Genomic DNA, 14,855 nt, shown 5'->3' on the forward strand with positions numbered 1-14,855 from the left:
GCGCAGTATTAGCTTGAGCTTTGCCTTTACCTAGTTTTCGGAGTCCATAAAAGGGGCGATTTTCGGACATCGTAAGCAGGGTTAAAAATGAGTTTATGGAACAGTACGCGCGCGCGCGAAGCAAGCACCAATGACGGGGTTTTTGCGCGATATAAAAGGAGTTTTTGGACTCCATAAAAAGAGTGACTTTTGCGAACAGTACGCGCACGTACAAGGAAATTTTTTGAGTCCATAAAAGGGGTAGTTTCTTAACAAGTACGAGGTAGATTGTTGGACACGCTAGGGACTTTTGGGAACAGTACGCGCACGGGTGCAGCTTATGCCAATGCTGGATAGTTTTCGGACATCTTAGAGGGCAATTAAAATAATACTTCGAGTCCATAAAAAGAGCGGTTTTTCGGACTACTATAAAAAGACTGGGGGAATTCTTTGAGTCCATAAAAAAGGACTTTCTGCACAGGTATCGAGGGGGGCTATAAATCGAGATTAAACAGGCAAACCATAGGACACCGCCCCTATCCACACGCACAAAATAAAAACCGTTTCAAAAAGAGGTTAAAGGTAGTTTTGCGACAAGTATCGTAAGCGCATGACTTACAGCGATAATTATCAGGTTAAAGCCATGTTAAAAAGTTAAAAGGAATTAAAGGTAGTTTCAGGACAAGTGAACGCCTTTTTTATAATGCGTAAAAACCTACTGAGCAGATGCCCCCAAAACTGGGGGAATGGAAGCAAAAGCGAGGAAGCAAGGAGAATAGGAAGCAAAATAGCGTATCTCTTACTATTTCTATTTAGTGCTAAGTCAATACAGCAAACGGATAGCGATGGAAGCAAAGGTTTTTGAGGAAGCAAGAACAGGAATAACCCCCACTGGTGATAATTAGCAAACGCATGAAATACGCACGCATTTGAGTGCTGTTATTGAGCGCGTGCAGTGATTAGCAAAACAACCCCATGCAAACAAAAAGCAACCCCTAAACTTTTAATTACGCGGACGCATAAAAATTACTTAGGCAGCGGTCACTACTGACAAAGCTATGAACAATTACACCGCCCTACCGTGTTGAGAAATGTTGAAACGGCAAGCAGTGAAAATAATTACAAAATAATAGTGAGTGAAGCAGCAAACAGCCAAAAAAGGGCATTATTAAAAACGATTGTTGGTATTATTGTTGGTATCGTTAATATAAAAAACAATAAAGCCTATATATTACAAGGAATACAGCCTTTACTTTACTTCCTGCCGTTCCGACCAAACATAGCAGTAAAGCAAAAAGCCAATCATTGTTTTCAATGGTTGGCTTTTTTTTGTGCTAAATTTGGTTAGTAATTGTATGATGTTTTGATTGAGCAAATAATAAAAATCTCGCCAGGCATGATGAACAATCTAAAGCCAGTCACCCATATAGCTTTAGGCTGGCTTGTCTTATATATACTTTGATTTAGTGGTTTTTAGAGGTGTGTGCTATGGGTATTATTTACGAAGTGATGCGTAAAATGGAAGAAAGTGAAAAAGAAGTCTTCGATGATAATGAGCATAAAAGCTACGTTCTATTTTATGAGTTCATAATTATTATTGCTTTATATGGAGATGATAGCGAAAAAATGGTTGCTAACTACCTCATAAGCGATGATGAGTTTTTGAAGCTAGACTACTATATTTACGACTCCTTCTTTTCGAAAGTGGCAAATCCTAAAATACCTTATAACAAAGATGGGAGTTTCTCTTTACATGAGATCCCAAACTTAGACGAGCTAATTAGTGAATATGGATTTCATAAGCAAAAATATAATGACTGTGGCAATGAAGATCAATATCCAACAGAATTTTTTTTAGAACAAGTTTTAGATGATCACGTAGAAAACATCTTCAATGACAAATATTGGAAAATTGAAGATATCCTATCATTAGATTGTATATTCAAAATAGGGTTAGATGTCAATGCTTTTGAAGAATGCTACGAAGCATTAAATAGCTCTCCTAGTACTACACTTCGCTATATTAGAGAAAGAAAGGAATTTAAGGAGAGATTAGTAGCAGAACAAAAAAAAGCTTCTAGAAGCCAAAATATTGACCCTGATATATATGATAGTGCTATTGAAAAGTTGAAGAAAAAGGAAAATGAAGTCAAAGATTTACTAGAAAAAATAAGAAATTTAGAAGGTAAGTCTTTATCAAGTGAAAATGAGCCAATGCACCCTAGAACAGCCAATAATGCTAGTAAAATTATAGGAGCACTTACTAGTGAGCTGTTAAGCATAGACTTAACACAACCTTATGCAACTGATAGTAATGGGAGAATACAAAGAGCTATTGAAAAACAAGGTAATAGCGTGAGTAAAGACGTTATTGCTTACTGGTTAAAACTTGCTCATGAAAATAGTATTTAATTCTAATTAGCTTCTAGTTAGAAGTCTTAAACTGCTAACTAGAACTATCGAACAACCCCACCACATACCATACAACCATGTCGAAAGCCGTAAAATACTTTACGGCTCAATACACAACATGGAGCTATGAGCATGACCCAGCAAAACCAACCACCGCACAACGCGCCTAACAATATATCAAAACGGCTACTACCAATACTTAAAGCAATAGTTAGCATCCTTCTACCTTACTTGCTATCACCGCCTGATATCAGCATTCATATTTACCACATTAATATCATATTTTAACGCCAACAAACTGAGCACTACCCTAACCGATACTTGTCATCTATAGACTTTTATAGAGCGAGCCGTTAGGGTAAATGCTACCCCTTACACTGGTTTATCTTATGTCCAAGCCTGTCAATCAGCCCACATCTACCCGCCTCATAGATAACGCCCCTTGGGAGGCATACCACCGACCTTACGTGCGCGATTTAGCTTATGTGCTGGCGTGCCCCAATGTTTTGACGCAGTGGCTGGACTTTGCACCGCATGAGAACACACATGCTGTTTCAGTACATAGCGCCAGTTTTTGGCAAACGCAGTTTGAAGCGTATGAGCAACGCTTAACTGAGCTAGATACTACCACTGCCTATCAAGAGTTGACTCGCTATTTACTCAAGCGTCCGAGCCCGAATCGATTAGGTTTTCATTTTGAAGGGTTACTATCATTTTGGTTAGAGGATGGCTATGCGCGTAACCTGCATCCATATGAGACACTAGCGAATAATGTGCAGCTGTATAATGGTAAGCAGACGGTCGGTGAGCTTGATTTGATTTTGTACAATCATGCAGAACAGCTGGTCGAACATTGGGAACTGGCGATTAAATTCTTTATGGGGTCTGCGCCGTTTGAACCTGAGAACTGGGTGGGGATCAACTCCAACGATAATCTACAACGCAAGATGACGCACATGCAGACTAAGCAGTTCCGAGCGGTGTGGGTAGATACTGAAGATCAAGGAAAGGTAAAAATCGATAAGCGCTATGGGGTCATTAAAGGCCGATTTTTTTTGCCGATTAACACGACTGACCTTGGCGATTATGAGTGGCCTTTGTGGCTTACACCTAGCTTTCCGATACATGAATGGTGTGACAAGAGGGACAAGGCAGGTCTTGCTACGATTGACACCACTGCATTGCGAGCTGCACATTATATTGAGTGGTTTACTCAGCGCAGCTTTTACAATGACCGTAAGCAGCAGCTAGGTTGGTCAGATAGCGAGTTACCTAGGACAGGCTTGTACTTTGAGGGTGATAGACCCATCGTCATTTACCCAAGACGGCTGAACTCAGACACAGAATTAGAATAAAACCCAGAATAAATTGATAAACCAACTTAGTTAGCTTAGTTAGCTTAGTTAGCTTAGTTAGCTTAGGTAGATTAGATAGATTAGATAGATTAGAGGCTAATAGCTCAAACAGCACTGTAATAAGGAACATTATTTGGACGGCATGGCTTAAATAACAATATGTTTCAAGCGTCAAATCTATCTAACGAACTGCTTAATAACTCTCGATGACTTGCATCAGCTCATATCTCAGCATATCGGCACTCGGCATACGCTCAGCGTGGAAACGGACAATAGCGATACCTGCACTCGCAAGGGCTTTATCTTTTTTGTCATCGGCTTTTTGCCGCGCTTTACTATTGTGAGTCCAGTCATCCAGCTCAATAGCAAGCAGCGTAGTCTGAGCATCAATATCTACAATCACATAGTCAACACTCTGACGACAGATACGATTGAACCAAAAGCTGCGCTCAGATGTCTCATCACTATTGGCCTCAATGATTCGTGACAGCTGAACCTGCACAAATATATGATACTCAGGCAATGCGTTTTTTAATTTATTAAAAAAGATGACCTCGGTATCTGTCATGATCGGCATCGGTGCAAATGGCCAGATGGCCAGCTCGTCGCCGCGCACAGGCTTTGGGTCAGGCTCAACGATTGGGCGTCGTCTGGCTGACAGTTTCGGTAACGTAATCAGCCCTAAAAACCCAACGGCCAAAATTAAAAATATAACGCCAAATGACATGGTTTTACCTTATACAATATGAAAGTGATCTGTCAGTCATCCACATCAAAAGATATCAATGATTGACCAATCACAACGTGGCAACCTATATAGGCTGACAGGTTATACAAAAACAAATAATAAAATGGTGCTCATCGTACTCAAGCTTACCTCAATCGGCAAACAATAAAACAAAAAACACGACAGTAGATGTCGTGTTTTGATAAATCAGTAGATATTAGACCAGCACATATTAGCTCGGCATCATAGCGCGTGTTTCATTTATCCCAACACAACTGCATCGCTACGCCTTTTAGTCTATGGCTTAACGCCAGTATAGTACCCAAGCACTCGTCGTGTTGACATTCGGATCGCTATTGATCTTGTCTTTTAGTGCCAATGCAGCGACTTTGCCGCGCTCAGGACCGACGACAACACGTACGCCACGACTGGTAGGGCTGGTCTTTACTTGATAGCCTGCGGATTGGAATGTTTTCACTAATTGGTCTGCTTTGGCTTGGTTATCTGCTAATGCCACTTGTACTCCAAAGCTACCTTTTGCATCGGTCTCTTTCACTTCTTTACGCGCTTCGCTAAGTTTTTGCTGGGCATCACGTTTGGCATCGGCAGATTTCTTCGCAAGCGCTTCCTCTTGTTCGCGCTTCTTCTCACGCGCTTGCTCAGCTGCTACCGCTTCACGCTCTAGACGTTGTACTTGGCTACGAGATGGTATAGTAATTTCTTGACCCAGCTGTAATGAGGTCGATGGTGAGATATTATTTGCCTGAGCCAATACTTCGACAGGCATATTGTACTGCCTTGCCAGTTTAATCAGTCCATCACCCTTTTTTACTTGATAATCAGAGGGTGATTTTGGTGGCTCGTTTTTAGCCGCTTCGGCTGCTTCCCGCTTTTTTTCAGCGGCTGCTTGCACCTCAGCTTGTTTTTTAGCTTCAGCTTGCCTCTTTGCTTCCGCTTCTTTTTTACTCTCTGCCAGTTTTTTGGCTGCGGCTTGCTCTTGAGCCTCCTGCTGCTTTTTCGCTTGCGCTTCTTTTACTGCATCGTCCGCGGCTTTGATCAATTTATCAGCGTCTTGTACTTCTTTGCTTGTCGCACTACTTTGCGTGTTGGTTGCATCTGCTGAATCATCGGTCTGCTCACTCGTCGCAGCAATGTTTTGCACATACTGCTGACTCTCGGCACGGGCTTTGGCTAGTGCTTCTGCTTCAGCAACTTCTTGCTCGGTCAAAAACTCTTTTGCACGCTTTTCTTGCTCTGCGACGCGCGCAGCCCGTTCTTTTTGCTTTTGCGCAAGGATGCGTTTTTCTGTCTCTATATCAGTCGTTAGCGGCTGCGGCGCCTCCTCTTCAACACTTGGCTTTTCTATCAGCGCGGTTGCAGGCTCTAGCTGATTGCTCTCACCGATCTGCTGCACCATGGCGTATAGCATCACGCTACCGCCTAGAATCATCCCAATGCCCAATAAGGCTTGTCTCGAAAAGTTCATCCGTTTACGTCTCTTAGTTGGTGATAAGGTTGATTGAGCGGTGCTTTGACTGCCTTGTAGCAATAGTACCATTGATACAAGACAGTATCGCTTGCCGCCAGTTAATGCCATCAGTGTTCAAGATTTGTGTCGACTATCGCCTACCAGTCTTACAAATCATTTTGATTATAAAGCATATTTTTTGCGCTGTCTGCTATCAGGCTACGACTAAGATTAACATTAAACTGGCGTTATTTTAACTTAAATTATCATACGGTAAGTGCACTCAATGCCTCGCCAATGGTATGAAACGAACCACATACGACAATGAGGTCTTGCGGTTGGCTGGCCTCTACCACTGCATGAGTCGCGGCGTGCAAACCATCGCACTCATGAATGTTGTCGCTATCAACATACTTAGCCAACACACCCTCTAGCTGCTCAGTGCTCGCAGCACGTGGATAGTCAATCTCAGCCAGATACCAATCACTAATCGGTAGACCTGCTTGAGTCAGACGCTGCACCACCATATCGATGTCTTTATCACCCAACATAGAGAACAGCATGTTTATCTTTGGCATACCTTTATCAGTTTGGCTGCTGTGTTTTGCCACATGTTGCTGCCAAAATGGTAGCAACTGCGCGATCAAAAACTCAACGCCTTGCTCATTGTGCGCCACATCAAACAACCAATGTCGACCATGACTCTCACGATAGTCGAAGCGCCCAGCCAGTTTGACCATATGTAGCGCGTGCTCAATAGCGCTGATATCAACCTCTAGCGGGCTTGCGATCACTGCCGATAGGGCATTGGCCGTATTTGTCAGGGATAGTGCAGGACGAGGTAATTGTAGGGTGACAGCCGCATTGCTGTATTGCCAAGTCGTTGAGTCAATATCGCAGTAGCTGAAATCTTGTCCAATCTGATAGCAAGTTGCCTGTCTCTCGTTAATAACATGCTGCACGCTAGACGGCATTGCAGTAGCCCCATAAATAAGAGGAATGCCTTGTCGTAAGATACCTGCTTTTTCGCGTCCGATATCCTCGACATTGTCACCTAGCCAGTCGACATGATCGATACCAATATTGGTAATCACCGCCATATCAGGATCGATGATATTGACGACATCAAGTCTGCCACCAAGCCCCACCTCTAACACCCAAACATCACAGTCAGCCTCAGCGAATATCAGCAGTGCTGCAAGCGTTGTCATCTCAAAGAACGACAAGGTCAAGTCACACGCTAATCGAGCTGACTCTACCTTGCTAAATGCGTGAATCAGTGTCTCGTCGCTGACCATTTCGCCATTGATACGCACGCGCTCGTTAAAGACACTAAGATGTGGTGACTGGTATAGCGCTGTCTTATAACCTGCGGCTTTACACATTTCGGCGATGACAGCGGTCGTAGAGCCTTTACCATTAGTACCTGCTACAGTGAAAACATAAGCATCATCTTTGGCTGACTGTACTACGCCTAGCGCTTCGGCGACAGGCAGGACGCGTGACAGTCCCATATCTATCGCAGACACGTGTATTTGCTGCATATAGTTTAGCCATTCGGTCAAGCTAGCCAAGCCAACTTTGTCGTTAGGGCTACTAAGATTAGACGCTAAAAAATCAGACATGAATAAAACCTATATAAAATTTGATAAGAGATAAACTATGTGTGTTGGCTAAAACCAAAAATAGCATTTACCGTGCAATGACGATAAATGCTATTAGGGGTCTTGCATATGCTGTAGATAGTAGCACGCAGCTATGCGGTTATGCACTCAATAAATGGCTCAGACTACCAAGCCATTCATGCTACTGAGCATCTACGTTCGGTACGCGGCATAGTTTTGCGAGCAAACGATAGATCGTATCAATCAGTTGATGACGATGCACCACTTCATCTACCACACCGTGCTCTAGCAAGAACTCAGCGCGCTGAAATGGCTCTTCTAATGTCTCACGAACGGTCTGCTCAATCACACGCTTACCAGCAAAGCCGATCATGGCTTTTGGTTCTGCTAAATGGATATCACCTAGCATCGCAAGCGACGCCGTGACACCGCCGTAGACAGGATTCGTCAATACCACAATATATGGAATACCAGCGATCTTTAAGCGTTCAATCGCTGCTGCCGTGCGTGCCATTTGCATCAATGACAACAGACCCTCTTGCATACGCGCACCGCCCGAGGCTGCAAAACAAACCAAAGGTATCTTTTGCTCTAGCGCCTTTTCGGCAGCTTGGACAAAACGATCACCAACGACTGATCCCATCGAGCCACCCATAAAGCGAAAATCAAAGGCACAAGCGACGATATCAAGATTACGCAGTTTGCCGTACATAGCAACCAGCGCTTCAGACTCACCCGTCTTTTCTTGTGCTTCACTCATACGTGCAGGATACGGCTTACTGTCCACAAAGCTCAACGGGTCTTTTGCCGTGAACTCTTGACCAGTCTCGCCATCTACTTGGTCAAGTAACCAATTCAAGCGCTCACGAGCACTCATTGGTAGATGATGATCACAATGTGGGCACACATAGCAATTAAAAATTAATGCTGTATTAGTAATCATCGAGTGACAGTTACTACACTTAGTTGACGGCTCAGTCTCTACCGCTGTCAGTGGTGCAGTCAGTTGCTGCTTGATACCCGGGATAGGACGATTGAACCATGACTGCTTACCTGTGTTATTTGGCTCAGCGTTAGCAGTATTGTTTTCAGATTTTGTTATTGTATCAGTCATATTATTTGCCATCATAAAAGGCTTATTGACAAGTTTGCTCATTGGCTTGTCATTGAGAGTGTAATGGTCGTCTAAACAAAGCGTCAAACCCAGTCATAACATGAGCAGTTATGCGACATATCAGATGTTAAGCTAATATGTTGGTACTCTGGCGGTATGCTTTTTGATAGACGATGTAATTATGAGGATAATCACTCACAATAAACTACTATCAGACGCCATATAATAATCATGTTAGTTTACACTCGTAAACTAAATTTAGCAAAGTCATTATTTAGCAAAGTCATTTAGTATTGCCTTCACGTAAAGCGCTTGAGTAAAGTCTTTAGAAGGACAATAGCTGCGATTTGACTTTGCCGTTTCAAATAACTATCTCTTTAAATAACAGTAATACTAAAGCAATAGCTACTAAGCACTTAAACTGTCCAGCGCACTACGTAGCTCATCCATTTTTTCCATGATTCTCTGCTGGGCATTGGCAACTGCCGCAGTATCATTGGCATCAATATCTGCAAAGTTCTGTACCAGCGCACTACCCACGATGACACCATCGGCATGAGTACCGATTGCTTTTGCAGAGTCACCATCACGGATACCGAAACCGACGCATACTGGTAGGTCTGTCTCTGCTTTGATCGCTTGAACTTGCGTGGCAACGTCATCTGTATCTAGGGTAGCTGAACCCGTCACGCCTTTTAGCGATACATAATAGATATAACCGCCACAATGGGTCAATACTTGCTCACGGCGTTCAGGTAATGTCGTTGGCGATAATAAGAAAATCTCATTCATCGCATGGTCAGTCAAATGCTGAGTGAAGCTGCCCGCCTCGGCCGGTGGTAAATCTACCATCAATAAACCGTCGACGCCTGACTGCTCACATAGTGCCACAAAGTTGTCATAGCCGATGATCTCCACAGGGTTGAGATAACCCATTAGGATAATCGGCGTTTGCGTATCGGTTTGACGGAACTCTGCCACCATCTTGAGCGCATCACGGGTACTGGTACCGGCGGCTAATGCACGCTCGCCAGCCAGCGCAACGGTTGGACCATCTGCCATTGGGTCAGAGAACGGTAAGCCAACTTCGATCATGTCTGCGCCGTGCTTGACCAAGTCATGTAACAGACCGACAGTGGTTGCAGGATTAGGGTCGCCTGCCATCACATAAGGAATCAGGGCTTTTTTATTTTGTGATTTTAAGGTTTCAAAGGTACTTTCAATTCGGGTCATAGTAATCTCTTAGTTATTATAAACTGGCTTATTTGACCCTTTATCTAACACTATCTATCAGACAAAGGATGCTAAGCTATTTTTTTATGAGGGAGTGTCTAGTAACTTGTAAGATTATTAGCTTACAGAGGCAGTCACTATTACATCTCAATCCCTTCTGCCTTCATGACAGAATGCAGATCTTTGTCACCGCGACCTGACATATTAACGACGATCGTCTGATCAGGGGTCATAGTCTTAGCCAGTTTCAATGCATAAGCGACGGCATGAGCAGTCTCAAGCGCAGGGATGATACCTTCTTTGCGAGTTGCTTCATGGAAGCCTTCTAACGCTTCTTTATCAGTACAGCCGACATACTCAACACGCTTCATGTCTTTTAGGAAGCTGTGCTCAGGGCCAACGCCAGGATAATCAAGACCTGCTGAGATAGAATGTGTCTCCTGAATCTGACCATCATCATCTGCCATTAGGTAGGTGCGGTTACCATGCAGTACACCGATACGACCTGCCGCCAATGGCGCAGAATGGCGACCTGATTCGATACCATCGCCCGTGGCTTCGACGCCATACATTTTGACATCGGTGTCGTTTAGGAAATCAAAGAACAGACCAATAGCGTTTGAGCCACCACCGACACAAGCGACCAATGCATCAGGAAGCTTGCCTGTTTTTTCTAAATGCTGGATACGGGCTTCTTTACCAATAATCGCTTGGAAATCACGCACCAATAGCGGATAAGGATGCGGCCCTGCCACCGTACCGATAATATAGTAGGTGCTATCGACATTGGTTACCCAGTCACGCATGGCTTCGTTCATTGCGTCTTTGAGCGTACGTGAGCCAGATGTCACAGGCACAACTGTCGCACCAAGCAAACGCATACGATAGACGTTCATCTTTTGACGCTCAACATCGTCAGCACCCATATAGACGATACATTCTAGTCCTAAGCGTGCTGCAATCGTTGCCGTTGCGACACCATGCTGTCCTGCACCAGTTTCGGCGATGATACGTTTTTTGCCGCACATTTTGGCAAGCAATGCCTGACCGATCGTGTTGTTTACTTTGTGCGCGCCTGTATGGTTAAGGTCTTCACGCTTAAAGTAAATTTGCGCACCGCCAATCTCATCGCTCAAACGCTTGGCATGATATAGCGGTGTTGGACGACCGACGTAATTGACCAAATCGTTGTGATACTCTTCCCAAAACGCTGGATCTGCTTTTACTTTGGTATAGAGGGTCTCTAGCTCCTCTAAGGCAGCCATTAGCGTCTCAGAGACAAAACGGCCACCATGTACGCCAAAGTGTCCACGTACGTCTGGATACTGGTTAAAGTCCTGTACATTTTCAGGATTGGTAAAGGTGTTTACAGACTGTGCTGTATCAGATAAATCTTTATTAGCGACATGACTCATGATAATTCCTACTGTAATAAGTGGTATTTTTTAGAATAAATATAAAGGGAAAAATAAGATTCAAACAGAAAGATCGGAATAACGATCAGATAAGCCTATTATATATAGAAAATCACCTATCATAAAAAACTTAAGCGACGTCAGTGACCGTTTCGTTTTGCCATCGGTCACGCTTGACTGCTTTCATAAAGGCACGCATTTTGGCAGCGTCTTTTTTGCCCTTGTCACTCTCGATACCGCCACTGACATCGACGCCATAGATAGGTAGATTAGAGGTTTCTGCCACGTTCTGCACATCGAGACCACCAGCCAATACAACTGGCAGCGTGCTGTCTTGTGGAATAAGACTCCAGTCAAAGCGCTGCCCTGTACCGCCGTATGCCGCTTGATGATAAGCATCCAACAAAATACTACTGGCACCTGCGGTTGCAAATTGGGCGATCTGCGCACGAACGCTATCGGGCGTGTCTTGTTCTGCATTGATACGCAGTGCCTTGATCCAGCGCTTATTGACCACACTTGCCAGCTGCGCGCATTGTTCAGGCGTCTCATCACCATGGAACTGAATAATATCAAAAGGTACAGTATTTGCCAGTTCGATCAACTCATCTGTAGGCATGTTGACCACTAACGCCACAACGCTCACAAAAGCAGGCACGGCAGCAGCGAGTGTCTGCGCTTGCGTCAGTGTAACTGCGCGCGGACTTGGTGGATAAAACACCAAACCGACCGCATCAGCACCTAACTGTGCCGCGGTCTGTATATCACTAAGCTGAGTAAACCCGCAAAACTTAACGTGCATGTCGTGACCTTTGATTTTTGGTACTTTTTCTTTCTTAAGACTGATGATTTCTTTAGAACTGCTTATCTTTTGAGACTTTATGTTCCTAAGCATGACACTGATTATAACGGTGTCAGATAGGTTTGAGCTAAAGGTAAATCGTTAGATATGATGATGATTTGTTACTCAAACGGCAAAGCCATTGCATCCAAAAACTTATCCTAGCATACTTTTATCACCAGTTTTGTTTATGATTGCGATTGATTAATATAGGGATACTTTGATGTCTAAGACTACTAACAACAGTGGTAGCAATAATAAGAATAGCGACAGTAGCAGTAGCGATAGTCCGTTGCATTACTTAATGTGGTTTCGTCGGGACCTACGCCTTCATGATAATACCGCATTGGCAGCGCTGTGCGAACGCGCTAATGAGGACAATGCATCAGTATCTGCTGTGTTTTTTTTGACACCTGAGCAGTGGCAAGAGCATGACACTTCTCTTGTCCAAGTCGATCATATTATCCGCACCTTGCCTAATCTAGCAAAGGACTTGCAATCAAAACTCAATATTACCTTGATCGTACAGCTCTGTCCTAGTTTCTCTGACTGTATAGAGGCTCTGACAAGCTTATGCAGTGACAACGATATCAGCTGCGTTATGGCCAATCATGAGTATGAGGGTAATGAGATCGATCGTGATGAGCAGGTAAAAGGCCAGCTTGCAAAAGATGATATCGAGTTCGTCCGCTGGCATGATCAGTGTATTTTACCACCACTGAGCATTACGACCAATGACGGCGACAGTATGTATAAGGTCTTTACGCCGTTTTATAAGAAATGGCGACATACCTTGGACGTGAGCACTATCCAAATGCATGACGCATCAGCGGTCGACTGCGATGATAAACTCAATCTAAAATCGTCGAAATATATGGCGACTACAATCGATGATATCGAAACACTCAGTAAAAAAATACTCAATGATTATCAAAAGACGCTAGAGAAAGAAGACTCATTAGCGCATATCGATATAGAAACCCAGTTGACTGCCGCAAGAGACGCCTATCCTGCAGGCGAATCTGCTGCTTGCCAGCGTGTAGAGGCATTTATCGCTGATGATATCAATGATTATGATGTCAGCCGTGATGTACCACATCTGCATGCTACCAGTCAGCTATCGGCTTATCTTACTATAGGCTCTATCAGCCCTAGATTCTGCTATCTACAAGCAAGCAAAGCTCAAGAAAAACTGCATGGCAATGATGGCGATAATGAAGACATCAACCGCTGGATAAGTGAGCTCGCATGGCGTGATTTTTATCGTCATGTGCTGGTCGCCAAGCCAAACCTGATTCGTCATAAAGCGTACAAAGAAGACACCGATACTAAAGTCAGTTGGTCATACGATGAAGATGATTTTAAATCATGGTATACCGGCATGACCGGTGTGCCACTCGTTGATGCGGCAATGCGCTGCTTAAATGCGACTGGATTTATGCACAACCGATTGCGTATGGTCACAGCGATGTTTTTGACCAAGGACTTATTGATTGATTGGCGCTTAGGTGAGCGCTACTTTATGCAGCAGCTCATCGATGGTGACTTTGCGTCCAATAATGGCGGCTGGCAGTGGAGCGCGTCAACAGGTACCGACTCAGCGCCCTACTTCCGTATTATGAATCCTTTTAGCCAAGGCAGTACGCATGACAAAAAAGCATTGTTCATCAAAACATGGCTACCGGAACTAAAAGATATCCCCGCGAGCACCTTGCATAGTGAAGACAAGATGCGTAAAGCACTGTCAAAGGATGGGGAGTTTGCCGATGTTAATTACCCTGTGCCAATGGTCGAACACAAATCAGTCCGAAAACTGGCCATCGCTGAATTCAAGAAAGAAGCTTAAGTTTAAGAAAACAACCAACAGACTAGCCATTCGTAGTTGCGGGCAACTGACAGGCGCCTGTACCCTGCGTGGTCACCGTCACAATAGCACCTGTCAATGTAAATAACTGCTGCAATTGCGTTTGGGCATTTTGCAGCGCCATATTCATCACGTCGCCTCTACAAGCACGCTCTAGCACCTCTGCTTTTGCCATACGCTGTGCTTCATCCAGTATCTTAGGATCGACCTGCATCATGCCAAAAGCACCAGTCTGCCAGTCATAAATCTCGATATCATCCAAATATACCGAAAATATCTCTGTAGGTGGTAAGGTAATATTGATTTGGGACATAGTGGCAGCTGATGAGTTAGGATCAGCGACTTGCTCTTCATTCGTATCAACTTGAACAGGCTGTACCACTTGTACCATCTCAGGTGTTAGCGCGCTCAGATCAACCCCTGCCTCTACGCGCCCATGAGCGATAAACAATGCTTTTTGTTCATCTTGCCACAGCTTCATCCAACTGCCCGGTCGCTCACTGGTAATCACGGTATCCACACTAAATGCAACGGTATGTAAGCGGTTGAGCTGCTGAATTTGTGTCACCACGCCCTCTCGTGTGATGGTCTCTATTGGCTCTTCTTCTGTCACGTTTTGTGCACTATAAATAGCAAAAACGATTGCAGCCAAGCCAATGAGTAGTATCACCCAAGACATCGTAGCAATAGGTTTCTTGACTGGTTGATCGGTGCCATTGGTATGATTGGTATCAGGACTGTTCATAGAGACTCCCTTTATAGTATTGCATCGTTCTTATAAGACCAATGGTGCTGTAGAGCCAAAGCAAGTGCTCACGATAT

12 protein-coding genes are annotated in these 14,855 nt (G+C 44.1%); 4 read left to right on the forward strand and 8 right to left on the reverse strand.

The genetic code is table 11. The features are described 5' to 3' along the window. Nucleotides 1–1,111 precede the first annotated feature (1,111 nt). The 3 genes from AC5JP1_RS07300 to AC5JP1_RS07310 all read left to right on the forward strand — a co-directional run bounded on the left by AC5JP1_RS07300 (nucleotide 1,112) and on the right by AC5JP1_RS07310 (nucleotide 3,746). Nucleotides 1,112–1,327 (forward strand): hypothetical protein, encoded by a 216-nt coding sequence (locus AC5JP1_RS07300; RefSeq protein WP_493843651.1) that lies wholly within the window; start codon nucleotides 1,112–1,114, stop codon nucleotides 1,325–1,327. Between the two features lie 140 nt (nucleotides 1,328–1,467). Beyond that, entirely contained in the window at nucleotides 1,468–2,391 is a 924-nt protein-coding gene (locus AC5JP1_RS07305) for a hypothetical protein (protein WP_443526841.1), read from the forward strand. A gap of 389 nt (nucleotides 2,392–2,780) precedes the next feature. Continuing rightward, on the forward strand, nucleotides 2,781–3,746 hold the full coding sequence (locus tag AC5JP1_RS07310; RefSeq protein ID WP_493843652.1) for a DUF1853 family protein: 966 nt from the start codon (nucleotides 2,781–2,783) through the stop codon (nucleotides 3,744–3,746). A gap of 193 nt (nucleotides 3,747–3,939) precedes the next feature. Here the strand turns inward: AC5JP1_RS07310 and AC5JP1_RS07315 are convergent, their stop codons facing one another. The 7 genes from AC5JP1_RS07315 to AC5JP1_RS07345 form a co-directional block, all read right to left on the reverse strand. Further along, a complete protein-coding gene (locus tag AC5JP1_RS07315; protein ID WP_493843653.1) occupies nucleotides 3,940–4,473 on the reverse strand; it encodes a DUF2726 domain-containing protein in 534 nt (177 codons plus the stop codon). A 304-nt stretch (nucleotides 4,474–4,777) separates the two neighbouring features. Next, complete coding sequence (locus AC5JP1_RS07320) at nucleotides 4,778–5,959, reverse strand: LysM peptidoglycan-binding domain-containing protein (RefSeq protein ID WP_493844449.1); 1,182 nt, start codon at nucleotides 5,957–5,959, stop codon at nucleotides 4,778–4,780. Between the two features lie 248 nt (nucleotides 5,960–6,207). Continuing rightward, nucleotides 6,208–7,566, reverse strand: coding sequence for a bifunctional folylpolyglutamate synthase/dihydrofolate synthase (locus tag AC5JP1_RS07325; RefSeq protein WP_493843654.1), 1,359 nt, complete (start codon nucleotides 7,564–7,566; stop codon nucleotides 6,208–6,210). Nucleotides 7,567–7,747: 181 nt separating this feature from the next. Further along, nucleotides 7,748–8,692, reverse strand: coding sequence for an acetyl-CoA carboxylase, carboxyltransferase subunit beta (gene accD / locus AC5JP1_RS07330; RefSeq protein ID WP_319051791.1), 945 nt, complete (start codon nucleotides 8,690–8,692; stop codon nucleotides 7,748–7,750). A 396-nt stretch (nucleotides 8,693–9,088) separates the two neighbouring features. Further along, a complete protein-coding gene (trpA, locus tag AC5JP1_RS07335; RefSeq protein WP_493843655.1) occupies nucleotides 9,089–9,913 on the reverse strand; it encodes a tryptophan synthase subunit alpha in 825 nt (274 codons plus the stop codon). 140 nt (nucleotides 9,914–10,053) lie between these two features. Further along, nucleotides 10,054–11,328 (reverse strand): tryptophan synthase subunit beta, encoded by a 1,275-nt coding sequence (gene trpB / locus AC5JP1_RS07340; RefSeq protein ID WP_319051732.1) that lies wholly within the window; start codon nucleotides 11,326–11,328, stop codon nucleotides 10,054–10,056. Between the two features lie 130 nt (nucleotides 11,329–11,458). Beyond that, nucleotides 11,459–12,223: a phosphoribosylanthranilate isomerase gene (locus tag AC5JP1_RS07345; RefSeq protein WP_493843656.1), complete on the reverse strand. Its 765-nt coding sequence runs from the start codon at nucleotides 12,221–12,223 to the stop codon at nucleotides 11,459–11,461. 169 nt (nucleotides 12,224–12,392) lie between these two features. Between AC5JP1_RS07345 and AC5JP1_RS07350 the strand changes: the two genes are divergently transcribed. Next, the gene (locus AC5JP1_RS07350) at nucleotides 12,393–14,015 is read left to right on the forward strand and encodes a cryptochrome/photolyase family protein (RefSeq protein ID WP_493843657.1); all 1,623 of its coding nucleotides are present in this window, start codon (nucleotides 12,393–12,395) and stop codon (nucleotides 14,013–14,015) included. 22 nt (nucleotides 14,016–14,037) lie between these two features. Here the strand turns inward: AC5JP1_RS07350 and AC5JP1_RS07355 are convergent, their stop codons facing one another. Next, nucleotides 14,038–14,778, reverse strand: coding sequence for a DUF4230 domain-containing protein (locus tag AC5JP1_RS07355; protein ID WP_493843658.1), 741 nt, complete (start codon nucleotides 14,776–14,778; stop codon nucleotides 14,038–14,040). Nucleotides 14,779–14,855: the final 77 nt, after the last annotated feature.

The organism is Psychrobacter sp. H29, assembly GCF_059073055.1.

Bases quoted from the DNA above. Each gene is read 5' to 3' on its own strand.
- AC5JP1_RS07315 (WP_493843653.1), bottom strand. From the start codon at position 4,473: ATGTCATTTGGCGTTATATTTTTAATTTTGGCCGTTGGGTTTTTAGGG.
- accD (WP_319051791.1), bottom strand. From the start codon at position 8,692: ATGGCAAATAATATGACTGATACAATAACAAAATCTGAAAACAATACT.
- AC5JP1_RS07355 (WP_493843658.1), bottom strand. From the start codon at position 14,778: ATGAACAGTCCTGATACCAATCATACCAATGGCACCGATCAACCAGTC.
- AC5JP1_RS07350 (WP_493843657.1), top strand. From the start codon at position 12,393: ATGTCTAAGACTACTAACAACAGTGGTAGCAATAATAAGAATAGCGAC.
- trpB (WP_319051732.1), bottom strand. From the start codon at position 11,328: ATGAGTCATGTCGCTAATAAAGATTTATCTGATACAGCACAGTCTGTA.
- AC5JP1_RS07345 (WP_493843656.1), bottom strand. From the start codon at position 12,223: ATGCTTAGGAACATAAAGTCTCAAAAGATAAGCAGTTCTAAAGAAATC.
- AC5JP1_RS07305 (WP_443526841.1), top strand. From the start codon at position 1,468: ATGGGTATTATTTACGAAGTGATGCGTAAAATGGAAGAAAGTGAAAAA.
- trpA (WP_493843655.1), bottom strand. From the start codon at position 9,913: ATGACCCGAATTGAAAGTACCTTTGAAACCTTAAAATCACAAAATAAA.
- AC5JP1_RS07325 (WP_493843654.1), bottom strand. From the start codon at position 7,566: ATGTCTGATTTTTTAGCGTCTAATCTTAGTAGCCCTAACGACAAAGTT.
- AC5JP1_RS07310 (WP_493843652.1), top strand. From the start codon at position 2,781: ATGTCCAAGCCTGTCAATCAGCCCACATCTACCCGCCTCATAGATAAC.
- AC5JP1_RS07320 (WP_493844449.1), bottom strand. From the start codon at position 5,959: ATGAACTTTTCGAGACAAGCCTTATTGGGCATTGGGATGATTCTAGGC.